Here is a 22,479-nt window from a genome sequence, read left to right as displayed (position 1 = left end):
GCGCGCCGGCAAGCGCCAACGGCCCATGCATGGAACCTTCGATCTCCCGCTCGTCACGCTGTCGCTCGCGATCGCGACGCTCGCGTCGTATACGGCGCTCGACCTGAGCGCGCTCATCGCGCTTCTCGACCAGCCCCGGATGCGGCGCGCGTGGCTCGCGGGCGGCGCGGCCGCGATGGGCACGGGCATCTGGGCGATGCACTTCGTCGGCATGCTCGCGTTCTCGCTGCCGATCCCGCTCGGCTACGACTTCGGCTACACGTTCGCATCCCTCGCGATCGCGGTGATCGTGTCGTACTTCGCGCTCGACGCGCTCACGCGCGCCGCGCTCACGCGCGAGCGGCTCGCGATGGGCGGCGTGCTGATGGGGATCGGCATCGCGGGCATGCATTACACCGGCATGAGCGCGCTGCGGATGCAGCCCGCGATCGACTACGACTTCACGTTGTTCGTCGCATCGATCGCGATTGCGATCGGCGCGTCGACGACCGCGCTGTGGATCGCGCATCGCCTGAGCAACGAGAACGAGCCGCGCGTGCTCTCGAAGCGGATCGCCGCAGCGGGCGTGATGGGCATCGCGATCACCGGCATGCATTACACGGGGATGGCGGCCGCGCACTTCGCGGCGAACTCGGTGTGCGGCGCGGCGGGCGAGATCAGCGGCGCGTGGCTCGGCGCGACGATCGCGCTCTTCACCGTGACGATCCTGAGCGCGACGCTCGTCGTATCGCGCTTCGACGCGCGCACCGCGTTCCTGCGCGGCATGACCGACGCGCTCGAGGAACTCGTCGCGAAGCGCACGAGCGAGCTCGAAGGCGCGCTGCGGCAATACGAGCGCACGACGCACGTGCTGCAGCGCACGCGCAGGAAGATGGAGCAGGAGATCGACGAACGCAAGGCCGCGCAGGCGCGTCTCGAGCACGAGAAGGAGGAGCAGCGCCGCCTGATCCGGCGGCTCGAGGAAACGTACGTGCAACTGCTGCAATCGGAAAAGCTCGCGTCGATCGGCCAGCTCGCGGCGGGCGTCGCTCACGAGATCAACAACCCGATCGGCTTCGTCAACGCGAACCTGAACACGCTGAAGAGCTGGGTCGCAGGTCTCCTCGACGTGATCGCCGTGCAGGAAGCGCTGACGAGCACGCTCGGGCCCGATGCGCGCGCGCCGCTCGCCGCGGTGGCGCGCGACGTCGATCTCGATTACGTGCGCGGCGACATCATCGCGCTCATCGACGAATCGATCGACGGCGCGATGCGTGTGCGGCGCATCGTCTGCGACCTGCGCGATTTCTCGCGGCCGAGCGGCGACGCGTGGGCGTTCGCCGATCTGCACGCGAGCCTCGAGAGCACGCTGAACGTCGTCCACAACGAGCTCAAGTACAAGGCGGACGTCGTGCGCGAATACGGCCGCCTGCCGCTCGTCGAATGCAACGCCGCGCAGTTGAGCCAGGTGTTCATGAACCTGCTCGTGAACGCCGCGCAGTCGATCGGCACGCACGGCACGATCACGATTCGCACGACGTGCGACGCCGACACCGTGTCAATCTCGATCGCCGACACGGGCGCGGGCATTCCGGACGACGTGATCGGCAAGATCTTCGATCCGTTCTTCACGACGAAGCCGGTCGGCCAGGGCACGGGGCTCGGGCTGTCGATCTCGCACGGCATCGTCGAGCATCACGGCGGGCGCATCGACGTCGAGAGCCGCATCGGACGAGGCTCGACGTTTACGGTCACGCTGCCGATCCGGCGCAAGTCCGGCCCGGCCGCGCGGACGCAGACGAGCGACGAGGCGAGCGATGAGACTAGCGACGAGGCGAGCCGCGCGAGCGCCGTGCGCGCGGCGGCCCGCGCAATCGGGCGCGCCGCCGCGCCGGCGGCGCCGCTTACGCGCGGCGCGGCTTGCTGAGCACGATCGTCTCGAACAGCTCGTACTCGGCCGTCGGCTTCTGGTCGGCGCCCGGCGCGTGATAGTAGTTCACCGTGATCGTCGAGTGGCCGCCGTGCTCGCCCGGCTCGTAATCGAACACCGCGATCCCGTAGCCCGTGCCGGTGTCGCGCCGCGCCGACCAGATCGCGTCCTCCACGGCATCCGCGCCGCGGCGCACGAACGTGTTCGGCGCCGGGCCCGGCACCGGCCGGTTCGGCTTCGTGAACACGCGCGCCTGCGGCAGCCCGGTCGCCGGGTTCTCGCCGTACACGTCGAGCGGCGCGCTCGTGCCGCCGCCGCCGAGGATCATGTGGATCGTGCCGCGCGACGTGTCGAACTTGCCGTCGGCCGGGTCCGTCGTGACGACGGGGCGCGGCTGCAGCGTATCGACGACCTCGCCCGTCGCCGCGTCGACGCCCGCGCGATGATTGCACCCGCGCACCGGGAAGCTGCGCTCGTAGTCGTGATCGTGGCCGCACAGCACGAGGTCCACGCCGTAGCGGTCGAAAAGCGGCAGCCACGCTTCGCGAATGCCCTTGTCCGAGCCGTTGCCCGTCTTCGACGAACTGAGCGCGTCCTGATGCATCTGCACGACGATCCAGTCGATGTCGCGATCGTTCGACGCGCGGCGCAGCGTCTGCTCGAGCCAGCGCGTCTGCTCGCCGTGGCTGTAGCCGCGCACGTAGAGCGACGTGCCGGGGGCGATCGTCTCGTTGCCGGTGCTCGCCGCCGGCACGAGCGGGTTCGGCCCCGCGACGAACGCGGCCGCGTCCTGATAGACGACGTCGTCCGCGTCGAGCGACACGAACAGTACCGCGCCGACGCGAAAGCTGTACCAGCGGCCCGGAAAGCGCGTGCCGTTCTCGGGCAGCGTGTAGCGCGCGAGATACGAATCGAGGCCCTGCGCGCCGTTGTGGAACTCGATCTCGTGATTGCCGGGGCACGGCATCCACGGGCGGTTCGCGGCGGACGTCTGGTTGTTGTTGCCGAAGTCGCGCCACACGGCCGGCTGATGCGCGGGGTTCAGGTTCGCGTAGCAGAGATCGCCGTTCAGCAGGTGAAAGAGCGGCTGGAAGCGCTCGACCGCCTGCACCGCGAAGCGGCTCTGCGGCGACGACAGCACCCAGCCCGTGTTGGGCGTCGCGAGGTCGCCGTAGCTCGTCCAGCGAAACGCCGCGCGGCCGCGCGGCGCGGTCTCGAAGTGCGCGGCGAACGGTTGCGCCGCGTTGCCGTCGTTGTCGGCCGTGACCTCGTAGCGATAGCGCGCGCCCGGCTTCAGGCCGCGCAGCCGCGCGTGATACGTGAACACGACTTCGCCGTTCAGGCCGTCGGTGTACGTGCGCTGCACGCCGTGAGCGGTTCGCCACGCTTCGTTCGGCCCCGCGAAGCGCACGCGCGGGTTCGTCGCGGCCGCGAGCGAAGCCCACGACACGACGACTTCGTTCGCGTCGGCGTCGCCCCAGGTCAGATGAATCTGCTCGGGCGTGCCGTCGGGCGCGGCAGCGGCTGCGCGCGCCGCCGCGAGGCCGCTCGCGGCGGTCGCGAGCCCGGATACGCCGGCGAACTTGAGAAAGCCGCGGCGGGAGACGGCGCAAGGCTGCTCGGTCGGCGGCGCATCGGGGGCTGGCTTGTTCGACATGTTTCGTCCGGTTGTCGGTAGGTCTGCGGAAAGGAAACGACGCGAACGGCGTTCGCCGTGCGCGTCGGCGCCGACACCTTATGACGGGATGCGTGACGCGACGATGTCAGCGCAACGCGCGAAGCGCTCAGAGCGCGCGTCCGTCGAAATGCCGGACGCTCAGCGCGTCGAGATCGAGGCCGTCGACGCAGCGAAGGTTGACGGCCGCCATCGCGTTGCCTTCGGGTCCGTGCCTTCGGCGAACGGATGAATTCCGCAGGTCGGGCAGAACCGATGCCGGATCACGTGCTTGTTGAACAGATAGGTCGCCGCGTCCTCATCGGGCGTTTTCAGGCGGAATGCGTCGCGCGGCACGAACCACAGCAGCGAACCCTTGCGCACGCACATCGAGCAGTTGCACGCGCACGCCGCGTCGATCTCCCCTTCCACCTCGAACCTGACCTTGCCGCAATGGCAGCCACCGGTGTAAAGCATCGTCGCCTCCTTGGATCGGTTCCGGCGCGGCGGCGCGGCGGCGCCGCGCTCTGACGACCGGCCGGTGGCGTACGGTAACGCCCGGCCGGGCGAATCGCAACCGCCCGGGCGACGAGCCGCGAGCGACGGGCGACAAATCGCACCCGACCCGACTCGCGCGCCGCCGCGCTCACTATGTGCACAACGTCGCGATCGATACTACTTTCGCGCGACGCCGCTGTACGATTCACGCGTGATTCAAGCAGACAGCCCGCCGACGGTCTCGCAAAAGGCACAAGCCGTGCCGCGGCAGCCCACCGGTTCGGCCGCTGGCGCTGCGCGCAGCCCACCGAGATCCGAAGCAAATCGAAGATACAAGGAGACACCCGCCATGAAAATCACCCGCCTCGAAACCTTCATCGTGCCGCCTCGATGGCTGTTCCTGAAGATCGAGACCGACGCGGGCATCGTCGGCTGGGGCGAGCCGATCGTCGAAGGCCGCGCGCACACGGTCGAGGCGGCCGTGCACGAGCTCGCCGACTACCTCGTCGGCCAGGACCCGCTTCGCATCGAGGACCACTGGCAGGTGATGTACCGCGCGGGCTTCTACCGCGGCGGCCCGATCGCGATGAGCGCGATCGCGGGCATCGACCAGGCGCTCTGGGACATCAAGGGCAAGCATCACGGCGCGCCCGTCCATACCCTCCTCGGCGGCCCCGTGCGCGACCGGATCAAGGTGTATTCATGGATCGGCGGCGACCGGCCGAGCGACGTCGCGAACAACGCGCGCGCGGTCGTCGAGCGCGGCTTCCAGGCCGTGAAGATGAACGGCTCGGAGGAATTGCAGATCGTCGACACTTTCGACAAGGTCGACAAGGTGATCGCGAACGTCGCGGCGGTGCGCGACGCGGTGGGCCCTTACGTCGGCATCGGCGTCGATTTCCACGGCCGCGTGCACAAGCCGATGGCGAAAGTGCTCGCGAAGGAGCTCGATCCGTACAAGCTGATGTTCATCGAGGAGCCCGTGCTGTCGGAGAACGCCGAGGCGCTGCGCGACATCGCGAACCAAACGAGCACGCCGATCGCGCTCGGCGAACGGCTCTACTCGCGCTGGGACTTCAAGTACATCCTCGAAGGCGGCTACGTCGACATCGTGCAGCCCGATGCGTCGCACGCGGGCGGGATCACCGAGTGCCGCAAAATCGCGACGCTCGCGGAAAGCTACGACGTCGCGCTCGCGCTGCACTGCCCGCTCGGGCCGATCGCGCTCGCAGCGTGCCTGCAGCTCGATGCCGTCAGCTACAACGCGTTCATTCAGGAACAGAGCCTCGGCATCCACTACAACCAGGGCAGCGATCTGCTCGACTATCTCCGCAACCCCGAGGTGTTCCGCTACGCGGACGGCTTCGTCGCGATTCCGCAGGAGCCGGGGCTCGGCATCGACGTCGACGAGGAAAAAGTGCGGGAGATGGCGAAGACCGGGCACCGGTGGCGCAATCCGGTGTGGCGGCACGCGGACGGCAGCGTCGCCGAGTGGTGACGATGCGCGCGGCCGCGCGGGTAAGCGGCCGAGCCGCTGATCGGCTGATCGGCTGGGCAGCCGTGCGGCGAATCGGCCGATCAAGTCAGGTGTCGGCGGCCGGCCGCACGTCGCGCGGCCGATAGCGGATGCCCGCCCCGCGTTGCGACGATGAGCGCCGCTGCGATCGGCGCGCAGCCGGCCTCGACGTCCGCCTGTCGCCCCCGGCCTGTCGCCCCCCGGCATCCGGCCGGCATCCGCCGCCGCAACCCGTGCCGGGCCCGCCGCGCGCCGGCGGCACTCCGAGCCGCCGTCTCCGCACCGCCCGCGCTTCGGGCAAGCGTCGCGCGTCAGCCCGCCGCGATCGGCGCGGTAAACGACAGCACCGCCGCCGCGATGAACACGCCGATCATCGCGAGCGCCTCGAGATGCAGCACGTTGCGGAACGTGTGCGCATCCTCGGTCGACGCGGTGCGGCGCAGCCGCGGCAGCGCCGAGAAGCGGTTGAGCGCCGCGAGCACGAGCGCGAGCGTGACGAGCGCGAGCTTCAGCAGCAACACGCGCCCCCACGTGCTGCCGTCGAGCGCGACGAAATCGCCGCCCGTGCCGCGCAACGTGTTGAGCGCGCCCGTGACGACCACGAACGCAAGCGCCGCGATCGACGCGCCCGACAGCCGCTGCGCGATGCGGATCATCGCGCCGCGCGCGATCGACGAGCCGAGCGCCGGCAACACGGCCATCCCGCCCGCGATCACGAGCCCGCCCCAGGTGGCCGTCGCGGCGACGTGCACGGTTTGCACGCCGACCGCGGCCGAGAACGCGCCCGAATCGGCCGCATGTCCGAGCGAGGCCTTGCCCGCCGCGACGACGAGCGTCGCGAGCGCGAGCAGCGCGCCCGCGAGGGGGCCGCTCGGTCGCGCGAGCGCGACGGCGAACAGCAGCAGCGCGCCGCCGCACGCGACGGCCCACGCATGCCCGACGTGCGTTTGCTCGAGCACGAGCGGAATCGCGCCGAACGCGCCGCGCAGGCCCGCGCCGCTCATCGCCGCGGCCTGATAGACGAGCCAGCCAGCGTCGGCCAGGACGAGCACGGCCGCCGCGACGGCGAGCGAGCGCAGCGACTGGCGCCACGCGGGGTGCGACGGCGCGATCACACTCTTCGCGCCGTCGTTCGCGAGCCAAGCGCCGATGAGCGCGGACCCGACCGCGACCGCGAACGCGACATCGCCGAGCGCGGCGAGCGCCGCCTGGCCGAACCAGAGGCTGTCGAGCTTCATCGCGCACCGCCCGCGCCGCGCGCAGCGGATGCGGCCCCGACGCGCCGCGCGCGCAAGGCATGAAAGGATCGACCGTTGTTTTCAGGCAAACAGGAAAAAGAAGACTTCATCGACTCGCATGAAAGGATAGAAATCGGCGGCGGCGCATCGGTCAACCGCCCCGATGCCGCGCCCCCGGAAGTGTACGGGCTTCGCCGCCCGCTGCGCAGCTTGTCCGGCATTCGACGTGGTCCCGCGCGCCGTCCGCGCGTCATATTGTCGCAACCCGACCACGGCTTGGAACCGGGCCCTCCGCGTCAAATAGCCGCCATTACCCATCGATGATAGAATTCCGCGTCGCAGCAGCCCGGCTGCCTGCCCCTCGTTAGTTCTTGCCGTCATGCCGAGCCGATCGGAGCCCGGTCAGGTCCCCGACGAATAACAATGGAGTCCCGTGTGTCTTCTAGACGCCTTTTCCGTCCGCTGCTCGCCGTTCTGTTGATGGGCGCAGCGGGCCTGCTGAGCACTGCGCACGCGCAGAACAAGCCCACCGAGCCGGCCGCCGCGAAGGCGCCCCTGAAAGCGCCCGACACGATGGCGGAGCGCGTTCGCGGCTGTACGGCCTGTCACGGCACGCACGGGCAAGGCACCGACAACGATTACTTCCCGCGTCTGGCAGGCAAGCCGGCCGAGTACCTGTACAACCAGCTCGTGAACTTCCGCGACGGCCGCCGCAAGTACCCGCCGATGAACTATCTGCTCACGTACCTGAGCGACGATTACCTGCGCGAGATCGCCCAGCACTTCTCGGACGAGCGCCCGCCGTACCCGACGCCGACGACGACGACGGTGCCCGCCGCCGTCGTCGAACGCGGCAAGCAGCTCGCGCTGCACGGCGATCCGGCGCGCAAGCTGCCCGCGTGCGTCGCGTGCCACGGCACCGCGCTCACCGGCATGCAGCCCGCGATTCCCGGCCTCGTCGGCCTGCACAGCGACTATCTGAGCGCGCAGATCGGCGCGTGGCGTTCGGGCACGCGTCATGCGAAGGCGCCCGACTGCATGCACGAGGTCGCGAGCAAGCTGTCCGACGAGGACGTGACCGCCGTCACCGCGTGGCTCGCCGCGCAGCCGGCGCCCGCCAACCCCGTGCCGGCCCCGGCCCGTTCGATGAAGACTCCGCTCGCCTGCGGCAGCGAACCGCAATAAGGCAAGGGAGACAGACACAATGAAACGCAAGTCCCTGTTTGCACTCTCGGCTGTCGCGATCGTCGCGGCAGCGGCCCTCGTGCCCGTCCTGTGGCCGGGCAACGACACGCTGCACGGCAACGCCGCCGTCGCCGCGACGCCCGCCGACCAGGCAGCGCTCGTCAAGAAGGGCGAATACCTCGCGCGCGTCGGCGACTGTATCGCGTGCCACACCGTGCGCGGCGGCAAGCCGTTCGCGGGCGGCCTGCCGATGGCGACGCCGTTCGGCACGATGTACACGCCGAACATCACGCCGGACGATCAGGCCGGCATCGGCAAGTGGACGTCGGACGACTTCTACCGCGCGATGCACACGGGCCGATCGAAGGACGGCAGCCTGCTCTACCCGGGCTTCCCGTTCGCGAGCTACACGAAGGTCACGCGTGCGGATTCGGACGCGATCTACGCGTACCTGCGCTCGGTCGCCCCGGTCAGCACGCCGAGCCGCCCGCACGAGCTGCGCTTCCCGTTCAACAACCGCAACCTGCTGATCGGCTGGCGCACGCTGTTCTTCAAGGAAGGCGAGTACAAGCCGGACCCGACGAAGTCGGTCGAATGGAACCGCGGCGCGTACCTCGTCGAAGGCCTTGGCCATTGCTCGATGTGCCACACGTCGATCAACATGATGGGCGGCCCGGTGAGCTCGGCGGCCTTCGCGGGCGGCCTGATCCCGCTGCAGAACTGGTATGCGCCGTCGCTCACGAACGACAAGGAGCTCGGCTTGGGCGACTGGCACGTGCAGGAGCTCTCCGACCTGCTGCAGGCCGGCGTATCGCACAAGGGCGCGGTGTTCGGCCCGATGGCGGACGTCGTCCACAACAGCCTGCAGTACATGACAGACGAGGATACGCGCGCGATGTCGACTTACCTGAAGTCGATCCCGCAGAAGGCCGAAGCGCCGAAGAACATGCAGTACGAACCGTCGCCGCAGTTCGGCAACGCGCTCCTCGGGCAGGGCCAGAAGATCTACAAGGACAACTGCGCGACCTGTCACGGCGCGCAGGGCGAAGGCAAGCCGACCGCTTACCCGCCGCTCGCGCAGAACCGTTCGATCATGATGGAATCGGCCGTCAATCCGATCCGCATGGTGCTCAACGGCGGCTATCCGCCGAGCACGTTCAAGAATCCGCGTCCGTATGGGATGCCGCCGTTCGCGCAGTCGCTGTCGAACCAGGAAGTCGCGGCGGTCGTCACGTACATCCGGATGTCGTGGGGCAACAACGGTTCGCCGGTTTCACCGCAACAGGTGAGCGACCTGCGTTCCGCACCGCTCGACTAAGTATCGGGTGACGCTAACGGGGCGCGGCTGCGGGGAACCGCGGCCGCGCCCCTTTTGTTTTTCCGGTGACGTCCGTTTTTCGCACGGGCCGCGAGGACGCCGCCTTACCAATAATCAAGAGTATTTATGTCTTTCGCATCTCTCGGTCTCGCCGAACCGCTCGTGCGGGCCGTCAACGAGCTGGGCTATACGCAGCCCACGCCAATCCAGGCTCAGGCCATTCCCGCCGTACTGGGCGGCGGCGATCTTCTCGCCGGCGCGCAGACGGGCACCGGCAAGACCGCCGGCTTCACGCTGCCGATCCTGCAACGCCTGCACGCGTTCTACGCGGAAAACCGCGGCGCGCGCCGCGCGGTGCGCGCGCTCATCCTCACGCCGACGCGCGAGCTCGCCGCGCAAGTCGAGGAAAGCGTGCGCGCGTACAGCAAGTACGTGAAGCTGCGCTCGACCGTGATGTTCGGCGGCGTCAGCATCAATCCGCAGATCGACGCGTTGAAGCGCGGCGTCGACATCGTCGTCGCGACGCCGGGGCGCCTGCTCGATCACATGCAGCAGAAGACGATCGACGTATCGAGCCTCGACATCCTCGTGCTCGACGAAGCCGACCGGATGCTCGACATGGGCTTCATCCACGACATCAAGCGCGTGCTCGCGAAGCTGCCGGCGAAGCGCCAGAACCTGCTGTTCTCGGCCACCTTCTCCGACGAGATCAAGTCGCTCGCGGACAGCCTGCTCGATTCGCCCGCGCTGATCGAGGTCGCGCGCCGCAACACGACGGCCGAGACGATCGCGCAGAAGATCCACCCGGTCGATCGCGATCGCAAGCGCGAACTGCTCACGCATCTGATCCGCGAGCACAACTGGTTCCAGGTGCTCGTGTTCACGCGCACGAAGCACGGCGCGAACCGGCTGGCCGAGCAACTGACGAAGGACGGCATCAGCGCGATGGCGATCCACGGCAACAAGAGCCAGTCGGCGCGCACGCGCGCGCTGTCCGAGTTCAAGAACTGCACGCTGCAGGTGCTCGTCGCGACCGACATCGCCGCGCGCGGGATCGATATCGATCAATTGCCGCACGTCGTGAACTTCGATCTGCCGAACGTCCCCGAGGACTACGTGCACCGAATCGGCCGCACCGGCCGCGCGGGCGCGAACGGCGAGGCGGTGTCGCTCGTGTGCGTCGACGAAAAGCAGTTGCTGCGCGACATCGAACGGCTCATCAAGCGCGAGATTTCGCAGGAAGTGATCCCGGGCTTCGAGCCGGACCCGAACGCGAAGCCGGAGCCGATCCAGCGGCGCGGGCAGCGCGGCGGTAACGGCGGCGGCGCTAACGGCGGTAACGGCGGCGGTAGCGCAGGAAACGCCGGCCGCGGCAATCGCGCACCGCGCGCGGCGAGCCAGCCGCAGGCGCAGCAGGGTCAGCCCGCCGCGCGGCGAGACGGCGGCACGCAGGCAAAGGCCGCCAAGCCGCAGGCACGCGGCGGCGGACGGCCGGCGGGCAATGGCGCTTCGAACGGCGGCGGCGCGCATGCGAACCGCAACCGTTCGTCGCGCAGCGGCCAGCGCGGCCGCTGAGCGTCATCGCGCGTGGCGGGCCGCGCATCGAAGCGCTCCCGTCTCGTCGGGCTCACCCGATGCGTGCGCGCCCCTGCGTTCGGCGCGCGCACCGCGCGCGTGATTCAGCGCCTGAGCTGCGCGATCTGGCGCGCCCAGCGCGCGAGCACGGCAGGCGCATCGGCTTCGGCGAGCTCGAACACGATGCCGGCCGTCAGGCGCGCGTAACCGACCCGCTGCGCTTCACCGTCGACAAGCGTGGCCGTAAAGCGCGCGAGCCCGTCGTCGGTCGAATCGGACGAATCGACGTGCAGGCGCGCCTGATGGAATGCGTCGTCCGCGACGAACGCGAGCGTCGCATCGGGATGCACGGCGAGCGCGCGCGCGGCGCGAGACTGCGGCCATAGCGAAAAGCGCAGCGACCTCGAATCTGGCGCATACAGTTCGCCCGCGCTCAGCAGCGTCGTGCGCGGTTGCGGCGGCTCGACGCCGCGATCGACAACGACGAGCGACGCGGTGAAGCCCGCCTTGCGCGCGAGATCGTCACCGTCGAACAGCGCGAGCGCGGCGCGCGGCCACGCGTCGTACGTCGTCCGTTCGAGGGAGCGGCGGTCCGGATGGGTCACGGTGTTCTCTCCTGCTGCGCGTCGCGTCGAGCGAAACCCGCAGCATACCGCGCCCCGCGCCGCCGGCGTTCAGCGGAAGAACACGTGCTGCGTGAGCTTCGTCAACGGATAGTGAACGCCCGGCTGGATCTTCGCGGGCAAGTCGAGCGGCTTGAGCAGCATCTTCACGCACATGTCGGCGGAAAGATTGCGCCGCACGAGCGCGTTCACGCGCGCGGTGCGCTCGCGGCAATACGCGGAATCGCCCGCGCGGTCCGGATAGCGAATCGCGAACACGTGCCGCAGCGCGATCTCCGAATCCTCGTTCCTGATCTCGAGCACGCGCCGCATCAGCGCGCCCAGCACCGCGAGCCGGCCATTGCCCTCGACCTTGTTGTACTTCTTGAAGTAGCGGAAGAAGTGCTTGTAGTGCCGAACTTCGTCGGTGCGGATATTGTCGGTGATTTCCTTGAGCACGGGTTCGTCCGAGCACTCGTTGATCGCGCGATAGAGCGTCGCAGTGCCCGTCTCGACGACGCAGCGCGCGACCATCTCGAGCGCGCGCGTCTTCTCGAACGCTTCGAGCGAACAGGTTTTCGAATACTCGTCGAAGAAATCCGCGAATGCGAGATCCCAGTCGAACTCGGGCCACACGTGCGCGATATACGCCTTCAGCGCGCGGCCGTGCTGCAGTTCCTCGTGCTCCCATTCGGTGTTGAGCCACGCAGACACTTCGGGATCGTCGTCGAAGAATTGACTCAGATTGCTCGTGTAAAGATCGGAACCGCTCTCGATGAACGACGCCGCGCACAGCAGCAGCAACAGATCCTCGTTGGCCGCGGCGCGCTGGCGGTCGATGCGCGTCAGGTCGATGTCTTCGATGCGCCAGGGCATCTCGTGCGTGGTATCGGAATCAGCCAGCATGTTTCGCGCTCCCAAACGCTGCACGCATCCGGACGGATCGCACAGCGCACCAGGCTCGCGATCCCGCCGCATGCGGCGCGTTGAAATCGGTTATTCGACATGTCCGGCCATCTTAGCCGGACTTTTTCGATCGTGCTTCGAAACACTGACCTTAATCGGCAATCGCAGTTCCACGGCAATCATCACGCAATATTAGACGCGTAATTCGAAAAGGCGAACATCATCGAAAGCCACTTTTGAAATGCCTTTCGATATCGTTTCGCCCGCAACGAAACGCGCGCGCATTCCATGCGCGCCGGCGCACGTCAAAAACCCGCCGCGAGGCCGTCGCGCCGGCTGTCGCTCGCCGCGACATACCCGCGGTCGGGCTCGTCGCGATCGAGCCGCCAGATGAACTGGCCGGAGCCGAAATCCATGTAGGGATCGTCGATCGCCTGGATCGTATGGCCGCGCGCGGCAAGCGCATCGACGACGGACGCCCCGAGTGCCGCCTCGACGTCGAGCGTGAACGACCGGCTCACCTTCCAGCGCGGCGCATCGCACGCGGCCTGCGGCTGCTGGCCGTAGCCGAGCATCCGCACGATCGTCTGCAGATGGCCTTGCGGCTGCATGTCGCCGCCCATCACGCCGAAGCTCATCACCGCGTGCCGCGCGCCGCCTGCCTGCTGCGTGACGAACGCCGGGATGATCGTGTGGAACGGCCGCTTGCCGCCCTCGACGACGTTCGGCGACGTCGGGTCCATCGAGAACCCGCAGCCGCGGTTCTGCAGCGCGATCCCCATGCCCGGCACGACGAGGCCCGAGCCGAAGCCCATGTAGTTCGACTGGATGAAGCTCACCATCATGCCGCGCTCGTCAGCCGCCGACAGGTAGATCGTGCCGCCCGCGCGCGGCATGCCGAACGAGAAATGCGTCGCGCGCGTGACGTCGATCAACTTCGCGCGCGCGTCGAGGTACGCGTCGTCGAGCATCTGTGCCGGCGTGAGCGCCATCGCGCGAGGATCGGCGACGTAGCGATAGACGTCGGCGAACGCAAGCTTCATCGCCTCGATCTGCACGTGCTGCGCCTCCGCCGAATCGAGCGGCAGGTCGTCGAGACCGAAGCGCTCGACGATGCCGAGCGCGATCAGCGCGGCGATCCCCTGCCCGTTCGGCGGAATCTCGTGCACCGTGTAGCCGCGAAAGTCCTTGCCGATCGGCTCGACCCACTCGGGGCGATACGCGCGCAGGTCGTCGGCCGTCAACGCGCCGCCGCCGTCGCGGAAGAACCCGGCGATCGACTCGGCGATGCTGCCTTCGTAGAACGCGCGCGCGCCTTCGGCGGCGATCGTGCGCAGCGTCTTCGCGTGGCCCGGCAGCCGAACCAGTTCGCTCACCTCGGGCGCGCGGCCGCGCGGCATGAAGGTTTCCGCGAAACCCGGCTGGCCGTTCAGCTCGGGCACGGCGGCCGCCCACTTGTGCGCGACGACGGCGGCCACCGCATGCCCGCGCTCCGCGAGCTCGATCGCCGGCTCGAGCAGATCGGCGAACGGCAGCGATCCGAACTTCGCGTGCAGCGCCTCCCAGCCGGCGATCACGCCGGGCACCGTCACCGTGTCCCAGCCGCGCGTCGGCTGTCGCGCGAGGCCGTTGCCCGCGTCGCCGTGCCGGCGGCGGAAGTAGTCGACGCTCCATGCGGCGGGCGCGACGCCCGACGCGTTCAGGCCGTGCAGCTTCGCGCCGTCCCAGACGAGCGCGAACGCATCGCCGCCGAGGCCGCACGACACCGGCTCGACCACGGTGATCGCGGCCGCCGCGGCGATCGCCGCATCAACCGCATTGCCGCCCTTCCACAGCATCCTGAGCCCCGCCTGCGCGGCGAGCGGATGCGACGTCGACACGACGTTGCGCGCGAATACCGGCACGCGCGTCGTCAGATACGGATTGCGCCACGAGAACGGCACGCCGGAGATGTTCGAATGAAGAGTCATCGCAGGGACATGGTAAACAGGATCGAAACAGACATTCCAACGCGATTGCGCCCCCCCGGCAAATTCATTTGTCACATGAATCGATGCATGAACGACATGAATCGAGTCTAGCCCGAGATCGGCGCGCGTGCGCGGCGACGCGCGCCGCGTGCCGGGCGACTCCGCGCGAACAGCCCTTACAATGCGGATTTGCCGCCCCCGTTTCCCGTCCCACCGAGCCGAATCGACACCCGCGAACATGACACGAGACCCCCGCCTCACCCTCAATGCGCGTCAACAGGAATTGCTCGAATGGGTGCAGCGAGACGGCTTCGTCACTGTCGACGATCTCGCCGCCCATTTCAACGTAACGCCGCAGACGATCCGCCGCGACGTCAACTGGCTCGCCGACCTGAACCTGCTGCGCCGCTACCACGGCGGCGCGAGCCTGCCGACGAGCTCGGAGAACGTGTCGTACACCGCGCGCCAGCGGATGTTCCACGACGAAAAGCGCCGGATCGCGGCGCTCGCCGCGTCGCACATCCCCGATCAGGCGTCCCTGTTCATCAATCTCGGCACGACGACCGAAGAAGTCGCGCGCGCGCTGAACCGGCATCGCGGCCTGCGCGTGATCACGAACAACCTGAACGTCGCGAGCATGATGAGCGGCTATCCGGAATGCGAGGTGCTGATCACGGGCGGCATCGTGCGGCCTTGGGACAAGGGCATCGTCGGCGAGCTCGCGATCGACTTCATCCGCCAGTTCAGGGTCGACTACGCGATCATCGGCACGTCGTCGATCGAGAGCGACGGCACGCTGCGCGATTTCGACACGCGCGAGGTGCGCGTCGCCGAGGCGATCATCCAGCACGCGCGAACCGTCTATCTCGTCACCGACCATTCGAAGTTCGGCCGCCCGGCGCTCGTGCGGCAGGGGCATCTGAACCAGATCCACGCGCTCTTCACCGACAAGCCGCTGCCCGACGAGATGGCCGAAACGATCGCGCAGGCGGGCACACAGGTCTACGTCGCCGACTGAGCGGCCCGTGCGTGCTCGGCGTCGCGCGATGCTGCGTCGCACCCAGAACTTCAAGTGAAATCAAGGAATTGCCGCACCGGCGCAACCGCCTGACGATTTCCTTGATGTCAATCAGAAAATTATCGGGGTGCGATTTGTAGATGCCGGCGGGCTTGACTACACTCCAAATCCCCGGCGCGGTTGCGCGCGCTTCGTGCAACCGGGGCGACGCCAATAACGCCAAGGCCGGGACAGCGGCTTTTCCCCCCACGCCTTCCCTTGCTGGGTCACTCGACCGGACATTTGCGCCCGGGACAGTACGGTTGTCATGGAGAGAACGATGCTAAGTCCGCATGAATTCGCCACGCTGCTGCTTGTGAAGGATGCGCCCGATCAAGCCGACATGGACCGCGACGAACTCGACGCGTTGCTCGAGCGACAGCTCGTGAAGCTGGAAGCGCTCGGCTCCGGCAGGAAATACTGCGTCACCGAAATCGGCGACGCAGCCTTGCGATCAATCAAGCTCCGCTATTCGTGATGTGCCGGCGCGACGGGCGCGGCCAGTGCCAGGCAGCGCCCGTTCCGCCCACGCTTCTCCCGCCTTTCAACCGCCGCGCAGCGACGGGTCCACTGCCGCCCGCCAACTGAGCGCCCGTGCGCGCGCGTCGTTGAGATAGCTCACCCAGCGGCCACGCTCGGCCGGGTCGGTGCTCGTCCCGAGCGCCGCGCGATGTTGCGCGAGTTCGTTTTCGAACGCGCAGAAGCGCGCATCGGTCAGCTTGCCGTGGCGCTTCGCGACCCACGCATCGAACACCGCCGAATAGACGGCCTGCGCGTCCTCGCCGTAATCGCGCACGTCGCCGCAACTGCGCTGCAGGTCCGCGAACGAAGGCCCGCCCCAACCGCCGAACATCGCCGGCCCGCCCGCACATCCGGCCAGCAGCGCGAGCGCGCCGGCCGCGATCATCGTACGCATCTGCATCCCCTCGCTCGTTGGTCAGCCGCCAGTATCGTCCGGGAACGTGCGGCGCGCCACCCGACCCTCAAAAGCGAACTTTACTTTTTCGATTATGTTCGTTAAATTTCGAATGCGAACATTTCAGGTTCGCTCATTTTCTGTTATACGAACGTTAGGATCAGCGGGTGACTCAACAGAATCGTTACGATCTGCTCGTCGTCGGCGGCGGGATCAACGGCGCGGGCATCGCGCGCGACGCGGCCGGCCGGGGCCTGTCGGTGCTCCTTTGCGAACAGGACGACCTCGCGTCGCACACCTCCTCTTCGAGCACGAAGCTGATCCACGGCGGTCTGCGCTACCTCGAATACAAGGAATTCGGGCTCGTGCGCAAGGCATTGCAGGAGCGCGAGACGCTCCTGCGCGCGGCGCCGCACATCATCTGGCCGCTGCGCTTCGTGATGCCGCACATGCCGAACCTGCGCCCCGCGTGGCTCATCCGGATCGGCCTCTTCCTGTACGACCATCTCGCGAAGCGCGAGCTGCTGCCCGGCTCGCGCGGCATCGACATGCGCCGCCACCCGGCGGGCGCGCCGCTCGTCGATTCGATCAAGCGCGGCTTCGTCTACTCGGACGGCTGGGTCGACGACGCGCGGCTCGTCGTGCTGAACGCGCTCGACGCGCAGGAGCGCGGCGCGCGCATCCTCACGCGCACGAAGCTCGTGTCGGCCGAGCGCCGCGACGGGCAATGGCATGCGCGGCTGCAACGCGCCGACGGCTCGACGCTCGACGTGTGCGCCCGCGCGGTCGCGAACGCGGCGGGCCCGTGGGTCGGCGACGTGCTGCACGGCGCGCTCGGCCGCGGCGCACAGCACAGCGTGCGGCTCGTGAAGGGCAGCCACATCGTCACGCGGCGCCTGTTCGATCACGACCACGCATACATCTTCCAGAATCCGGACAAGCGGATCATCTTCGCGATTCCATACGAACGCGACTTCACGCTGATCGGCACGACCGACGTCGAATATCGCGACGATCCGTCGCGCGTCGCGATCGACCGCGACGAAACGCGCTACCTGTGCGAGTCGATCAATCGCTATTTCAAGCGTAAGATCTCGCCCGCCGACGTGTGCTGGACCTATTCCGGCGTGCGCCCGCTCCTCGAGGACGAGAACGCGGACAACCCATCCGCCGTCACGCGCGACTATCGCCTCGAGCTCGACGGCGGCGACGGCGCGCCGCTCTTGTCGGTGTTCGGCGGCAAGATCACGACGTTTCGCAAGCTCGCCGAAGAGGCGACCGACATGCTGGGCGGCGCGCTCGGCGCGTCGCGCGGCGCATGGACGGCGGGCGTGCCCCTGCCCGGCGGCGACATCGCCGATGCGCGTTTCGCGCCGTTCGCCGAAGCGTTCGCGAAACGTCACCCGTGGCTGCCCGCCGCGCTCGCGCGCCGCTATGCGCGCGCGTACGGCACGCGCGCCGAGCGCGTGATCGGCGGTGCGAAGTCGCTCGCCGAGCTCGGCGCCGAACTCGCGCCCGGCCTCTACGAAGCGGAATTGCGTTATCTGCGCGACGCCGAATGGGCGAGCTGCGCGGACGACGTACTGTGGCGGCGCTCGAAGCTCGGCCTGCATGTCGCGCCGGGCACGCTCGACGCCGTGACGGCCGCGCTCGACGCCTGGTTCGGCGCCGCGCGCGAGGCGGCGAGCGCCGCACACTGACCGGCGCGCACGACGCCGGCAACGACGAACGACGACAGGGAAACATCAGGAATGCGCCGCGCCCGCGGCGCCAATCACAACTACGTACGGATGGAGATGAGACAGATGCAGGATCAATACATCCTCGCGCTCGACCAGGGCACGACCAGCTCCCGCGCCATGCTGTTCGATCGACAAGGCAACATCGTGTCGATCGCGCAGAAGGAATTCGAGCAAATTTATCCGCGGCCGGGCTGGGTCGAGCACGATCCGCAGGAGATCTGGTCGACGCAGGCGGGCGTCGCGGCCGAGGCCGTCACGCGCGTCGGCCTGAACGGCACGTCGATCGCCGCGATCGGCATCACGAACCAGCGCGAGACGACGATCGTCTGGGATCGCGAGACGGGCCATCCAATCTACAACGCAATCGTCTGGCAGGATCGCCGCACCGCCGATTTCTGCGACCAGTTGAAAGCGCAGGGCCTGAGCGAGAAGGTGCGCGCGAAGACGGGGCTGCCGATCGATTCGTACTTCTCGGCCACCAAGATCCGCTGGATTCTCGACAACGTCGAAGGCGCGCGCGAGAAGGCGCGCCAGGGCAAGCTCGCGTTCGGCACGGTCGACAGCTGGCTCGTCTGGAACTTCACGAAGCACGAGCTGCACGTGACCGACGTGACGAACGCGTCGCGCACGATGCTCTTCAACATCCACACGCTCGACTGGGACGACGAACTGCTCGACGCGCTCGAGATCCCGCGCAGCATGCTGCCGCAAGTGCGCGCGTCGTCGGAGATCTACGGGCCGACGAAGACCACCGTGTTCGCCTCGAAGATTCCGCTCGCCGGCATCGCGGGCGACCAGCAGGCCGCCCTCTTCGGCCAGATGTGCACGAGCTCCGGCATGGTGAAGAACACCTACGGCACCGGCTGCTTCCTGATGATGAACACCGGCGAGACGCCGATCGAATCACAGAACAACCTCGTCACGACGATCGCATGGCAGGTCGACGGCAAGGTCAACTACGCGCTCGAAGGCAGCATCTTCATCGCGGGCGCGGTCGTGCAATGGCTGCGCGACGGGCTCGGGATCATCAAGAGCGCGTCGGAAATCGAAGCGCTCGCGGCGGGCGTGCCTCACACGGACGGCGTCTATCTCGTGCCCGCGTTCGCCGGCCTCGGCGCGCCGCACTGGAACGCGCGCGCGCGCGGATCGCTCTTCGGCGTCACGCGCGGCACGACGTCCGCGCACCTCGCGCGCGCGGCGCTCGATTCGATCGCGTATCAGTCGCTCGACGTGCTGAAGGCGATGGAAGCCGACTCGGGCATCCGGATCGGCGAGCTGCGCGTGGACGGCGGCGCAAGCGCGAACAATCTGCTGATGCAGTTCCAGGCGGATCTGCTCGGCGTCGACGCGGTGCGCCCGCGCGTCACCGAGACGACTGCGCTCGGCGCCGCGTATCTCGCGGGCCTTGCGATCGGCTACTGGAAGAACGTCGACGAGCTGCACAGCCAATGGCAGCTCGAGCGCCGCTTCGCGCCGTCGATGCAGCGCGAGCAGGTGAGCTCGTGCCTCTGCGGCTGGCAGCGCGCGGTGCGCGCGGCGAAGGCATGGGCAGACGACACGCAGTAAGCCCGTTCGTTCGGCATCCGTATCGATCTCATTTCAACGACACCATTCACAACAATCAGGCGGGCCGCGCGACGCAAGCCGCGAGCCCGCCATACCGGTAGAGAGACAACATCATGTCACCATACATCGCGGAGTTCATCGGCACGGCCCTCCTCGTGCTGCTCGGCAACGGCGCCGTCGCGAACGTCCTGCTCGCGAAGACCAAAGGCAAAGGCGCGGACCTCATCGTCATCGTGATGGGTTGGGCGATGGCGGTATTCGTCGCGGTCTACGTGACCGCATCGTTCTCCGGCGCGCACCTGAATCCGATCGTCACGATCAGCCTCGCGCTCGCCGGCAAGTTCGCCTGGGCGAAGGTGGGCGGCTACATCGCGGCGCAGATGCTGGGCGGCATGGCGGGCGCGCTCCTCGTGTGGCTTGCATATCGCCAGCACTTCGCGAAGGAAACCGATCCCGACCTGAAGCTCGCCGTGTTCTGCACGGCGCCCGCGATCCGCAGCGTCACGCACAACGTGCTGACGGAGGCGATCTGCACGTTCGTGCTGATCCTCGGCGTGCTGTATCTCGCGTCGCCGCAAGTCGGTCTCGGCGCGCTCGACGCGCTGCCCGTCGGCCTGCTCGTGCTCGGCATCGGCATCTCGCTCGGCGGCCCGACGGGCTACGCGATGAGCCCCGCGCGCGACCTGTCGCCGCGCATCATGCACGCGCTGCTGCCGATTCCCGGCAAGCGCGACAGCGACTGGCGCTACGCATGGGTGCCGGTGCTCGGGCCGCTCGTCGGCGGCGTGCTCGCGGCGAACCTGTACCTGTATCTGCATACGGCGCACTGAACACCGCGCGTCGAATCGCCGGCCGCACGCGGGCGGCGCTCTTCCCCCCCCTCTGCCGGCAGCGCACGAGGGGGGGTCGTTTTCGGCGCGCGTGCCGGCACGCCCATCGGACCCGTCGCGTCAATGCGCGTCGCCATCGCATCGCCGCGCTTCGACAAGGCGGCGATGCGCGGCCCGGCGCTTCGCGAGCGCAGACGCTCGCTCGGCGCGCGCCATGCGGCGTTCGCTTTCCGCGCGGAAATCACGCGCCGCGTCGCGCCAGTCGGCGTGAGCCCGCCGATGCGCCCGACCGTTCATTCGCATCGGCACGCGCACGGGATTCGCCCGCACCCCGCCACGCGACGCTGAGGCGGATGCGCGGCGCCGCGCCCGCCGCCGACAAAGCACGTATCATGGCGCTTCGTCGCCCCACCCTTTTTGTTGTCCTTATGCTCGACCACCTCATTTGCGACTGCGACGGCGTGCTCGTCGACAGCGAAGTGATCGCCGATCGCGTGCTGTTCGACACGCTGTCGGCCGCGTTCCCCGCAATCGATTTCACGGCAGACGCGAAAGCCGCGTTCGGCCAGCAAACGTCGCGCTTCCTCGCGGATCTCGAAGCGCGCCACGGCATCGCGATGCCGGAGGACTTCCTCGATACGATCGAGCACAACATCGAGACCGGGCTCGCGCAATGGCTCGCGCCGATCGCGGGCGTACGCGACGCACTGACGAAGATCGCCCTGCCCGCGGCCGTCGTGTCGAACAGCCGGCTCGCGCGCGTGCGCAACTCGCTCAAGCGCGCGGCGCTCACCGACGTATTCGGCGAGCGCGTGTTCAGCGCCGAACAGGTTGCACGGCCGAAGCCTTATCCGGACGTGTATCTGCACGCGGCGCGAACGCTTGGCGTCGAGCCGGCGCGCTGCATCGTCGTCGAAGACAGCGTATCGGGGCTGAACGCCGCGCGCGCGGCCGGCATGAAGACGATCGCGTTCGTCGGCGCGAGCCACATTCCCGGCGGCTATGAAGATGCGCTGCGCAAGATGGGCATCATGCGCATCATGCGCTCGATGGACGAGTTGCCCGCGCTCGTCAGCGCGGGCATGCGCGGCGAATTCGGCGACGTGCAGTCGTAGCCGGGCAAAGCCGCGTCGCGTGCGGCGCCGCTTGCACGCAGCACGCGGTCGCCCGGCGAACCGGAGTCGGTCAGGCGACGCCCTCGCAGCACGCGTCGCGCTCGCGCAACGACGCGAGCCGTTCGCGGAATTCGACGAGCTCCGCGATCGTCAGCATCGGCAGCCCGTGCTGCGCGGCGAAACGCTCGACGTCCGCGCCGCGCGTCATCGTGCCGTCCGGATTCATCAGCTCGCACAGCACGCCCGCGGGCTTCAGCCCGGCGAGGATCGCGAGATCGACGGTGCCCTCGGTATGGCCGCGCCGCGCGAGCACTCCGCCCGGCGCCGCGCGCAGCGGAAACACGTGGCCGGGGCGCACGATGTCGTGCGGCTGTGCGTCGTCGGCGATCGCCGCGCGAATCGTCGTCACGCGATCGGCGGCGGACACGCCCGTCGTCACGCCGGCGCGCGCCTCGATCGATACCGTGAACGCGGTGCCGTTCTTGCTCTCGTTCAATTGCGCCATCGGCGGCAGCGCGAGCGCGCGCACCTTTTCGTCCGTCAGGCACAGGCAGACGATGCCGCTGCACTCGCGGATCAGGAGCGCCATCGTCTCGTCGGTGAGCCGTTCGGCGGCAACGATCAGATCGGCTTCGTTCTCGCGGTCGTGGTCGTCCTGCAGCACGACCGCGCGCCCTTCGCGCAGCGCGGCGAGCGCGGCGGCGATGCGCGGCGGCACCGGTTCGACATCGAGCAATGGAAGATCGGAGAAAGCGTCGGCGGGCGCCGACTTCGAAGGCAACGGAAACGACATGATGTGAAACGCTCCTCGCGGAAAGAATGGGGCGAAAAACGTTTCAGGGCATAGCAAACAGACAGCGCGACGCCGCTTCCGCGCCGCGC

The 22,479-nt window shown here is 68.3% G+C and carries 19 protein-coding genes and 1 pseudogene; 12 read left to right on the top strand and 8 right to left on the bottom strand.

The window, feature by feature from the left end:
* Positions 1-25: 25 nt before the first annotated feature.
* Positions 26-1,906 (top strand): histidine kinase, encoded by a 1,881-nt coding sequence (locus BTH_RS15320; protein WP_009892845.1) that lies wholly within the window; start codon positions 26-28, stop codon positions 1,904-1,906.
* Here the strand turns inward: BTH_RS15320 and BTH_RS15315 are convergent.
* Entirely contained in the window at positions 1,884-3,566 is a 1,683-nt protein-coding gene (locus tag BTH_RS15315; protein ID WP_009892847.1) for a purple acid phosphatase family protein, read from the bottom strand. The genes BTH_RS15320 and BTH_RS15315 overlap by 23 nt on opposite strands.
* A 127-nt stretch (positions 3,567-3,693) precedes the next feature.
* Positions 3,694-4,040, bottom strand: a pseudogene (locus BTH_RS15310) (GFA family protein).
* A gap of 370 nt (positions 4,041-4,410) precedes the next feature.
* On the opposite strand from BTH_RS15310, the gene dgoD reads away from it, so the two are divergent.
* Positions 4,411-5,559, top strand: coding sequence for a galactonate dehydratase (gene dgoD, locus BTH_RS15305; RefSeq protein WP_009892851.1), 1,149 nt, complete (start codon positions 4,411-4,413; stop codon positions 5,557-5,559).
* A 329-nt stretch (positions 5,560-5,888) separates the two neighbouring features.
* Here the strand turns inward: dgoD and BTH_RS15300 are convergent, their stop codons facing one another.
* A complete protein-coding gene (locus tag BTH_RS15300; protein WP_009892852.1) occupies positions 5,889-6,815 on the bottom strand; it encodes a CopD family protein in 927 nt (308 codons plus the stop codon).
* Between the two features lie 75 nt (positions 6,816-6,890).
* Between BTH_RS15300 and BTH_RS31105 the strand changes: the two genes are divergently transcribed.
* The 4 genes from BTH_RS31105 to BTH_RS15280 all read left to right on the top strand — a co-directional run bounded on the left by BTH_RS31105 (position 6,891) and on the right by BTH_RS15280 (position 10,893).
* A complete protein-coding gene (locus BTH_RS31105; RefSeq protein ID WP_223297023.1) occupies positions 6,891-7,139 on the top strand; it encodes a hypothetical protein in 249 nt (82 codons plus the stop codon).
* A gap of 99 nt (positions 7,140-7,238) precedes the next feature.
* Positions 7,239-8,000, top strand: coding sequence for a c-type cytochrome (locus BTH_RS15290; protein WP_009892854.1), 762 nt, complete (start codon positions 7,239-7,241; stop codon positions 7,998-8,000).
* A gap of 19 nt (positions 8,001-8,019) precedes the next feature.
* The gene (locus BTH_RS15285) at positions 8,020-9,318 is read left to right on the top strand and encodes a c-type cytochrome (protein WP_009903018.1); all 1,299 of its coding nucleotides are present in this window, start codon (positions 8,020-8,022) and stop codon (positions 9,316-9,318) included.
* 126 nt (positions 9,319-9,444) lie between these two features.
* Complete coding sequence (locus tag BTH_RS15280; RefSeq protein ID WP_009892858.1) at positions 9,445-10,893, top strand: DEAD/DEAH box helicase; 1,449 nt, start codon at positions 9,445-9,447, stop codon at positions 10,891-10,893.
* Positions 10,894-10,997: 104 nt separating this feature from the next.
* On the opposite strand, the gene BTH_RS15275 is transcribed toward BTH_RS15280, so the two are convergent.
* The 3 genes from BTH_RS15275 to BTH_RS15265 form a co-directional block, all read right to left on the bottom strand.
* On the bottom strand, positions 10,998-11,498 hold the full coding sequence (locus BTH_RS15275; protein WP_009892860.1) for a hypothetical protein: 501 nt from the start codon (positions 11,496-11,498) through the stop codon (positions 10,998-11,000).
* 69 nt (positions 11,499-11,567) lie between these two features.
* Positions 11,568-12,401, bottom strand: a complete 834-nt coding sequence (locus BTH_RS15270; protein ID WP_009892862.1) for a ferritin-like domain-containing protein — start codon at positions 12,399-12,401, stop codon at positions 11,568-11,570.
* A gap of 305 nt (positions 12,402-12,706) precedes the next feature.
* On the bottom strand, positions 12,707-14,371 hold the full coding sequence (locus BTH_RS15265; RefSeq protein WP_025404068.1) for a gamma-glutamyltransferase family protein: 1,665 nt from the start codon (positions 14,369-14,371) through the stop codon (positions 12,707-12,709).
* Positions 14,372-14,609: 238 nt separating this feature from the next.
* Here BTH_RS15265 and BTH_RS15260 point away from each other — a divergent pair, with 238 nt between their 5' ends.
* On the top strand, positions 14,610-15,389 hold the full coding sequence (locus BTH_RS15260; protein ID WP_009892864.1) for a DeoR/GlpR family DNA-binding transcription regulator: 780 nt from the start codon (positions 14,610-14,612) through the stop codon (positions 15,387-15,389).
* A 319-nt stretch (positions 15,390-15,708) separates the two neighbouring features.
* Positions 15,709-15,906, top strand: a complete 198-nt coding sequence (locus BTH_RS15255; RefSeq protein ID WP_004189182.1) for a phage tail assembly chaperone — start codon at positions 15,709-15,711, stop codon at positions 15,904-15,906.
* 66 nt (positions 15,907-15,972) lie between these two features.
* On the opposite strand, the gene BTH_RS15250 is transcribed toward BTH_RS15255, so the two are convergent.
* The gene (locus BTH_RS15250) at positions 15,973-16,344 is read right to left on the bottom strand and encodes a hypothetical protein (protein WP_009892870.1); all 372 of its coding nucleotides are present in this window, start codon (positions 16,342-16,344) and stop codon (positions 15,973-15,975) included.
* A 167-nt stretch (positions 16,345-16,511) separates the two neighbouring features.
* Between BTH_RS15250 and glpD the strand changes: the two genes are divergently transcribed.
* From glpD to BTH_RS15225, 4 genes are all read left to right on the top strand, one after another.
* Positions 16,512-18,044, top strand: coding sequence for a glycerol-3-phosphate dehydrogenase (glpD, locus tag BTH_RS15245; RefSeq protein WP_009892876.1), 1,533 nt, complete (start codon positions 16,512-16,514; stop codon positions 18,042-18,044).
* Between the two features lie 51 nt (positions 18,045-18,095).
* On the top strand, positions 18,096-19,652 hold the full coding sequence (gene glpK / locus BTH_RS15240; protein ID WP_009908484.1) for a glycerol kinase GlpK: 1,557 nt from the start codon (positions 18,096-18,098) through the stop codon (positions 19,650-19,652).
* A 113-nt stretch (positions 19,653-19,765) separates the two neighbouring features.
* Positions 19,766-20,482: an MIP/aquaporin family protein gene (locus BTH_RS15235; protein WP_009892878.1), complete on the top strand. Its 717-nt coding sequence runs from the start codon at positions 19,766-19,768 to the stop codon at positions 20,480-20,482.
* A gap of 428 nt (positions 20,483-20,910) precedes the next feature.
* Positions 20,911-21,597, top strand: a complete 687-nt coding sequence (locus tag BTH_RS15225) for an HAD family hydrolase (protein WP_009892880.1) — start codon at positions 20,911-20,913, stop codon at positions 21,595-21,597.
* 70 nt (positions 21,598-21,667) lie between these two features.
* Here BTH_RS15225 and ribB read toward each other — a convergent pair whose 3' ends face one another.
* Entirely contained in the window at positions 21,668-22,390 is a 723-nt protein-coding gene (gene ribB, locus BTH_RS15220; RefSeq protein ID WP_009892881.1) for a 3,4-dihydroxy-2-butanone-4-phosphate synthase, read from the bottom strand.
* Positions 22,391-22,479 lie beyond the last annotated feature (89 nt).

The sequence above is a fragment of the Burkholderia thailandensis E264 genome (assembly GCF_000012365.1).
Classification (GTDB): domain Bacteria; phylum Pseudomonadota; class Gammaproteobacteria; order Burkholderiales; family Burkholderiaceae; genus Burkholderia; species Burkholderia thailandensis.
The sequence above is the reverse complement of the archived record's forward strand: the minus strand, read 5'-3'. Positions and strand labels throughout refer to the sequence as shown.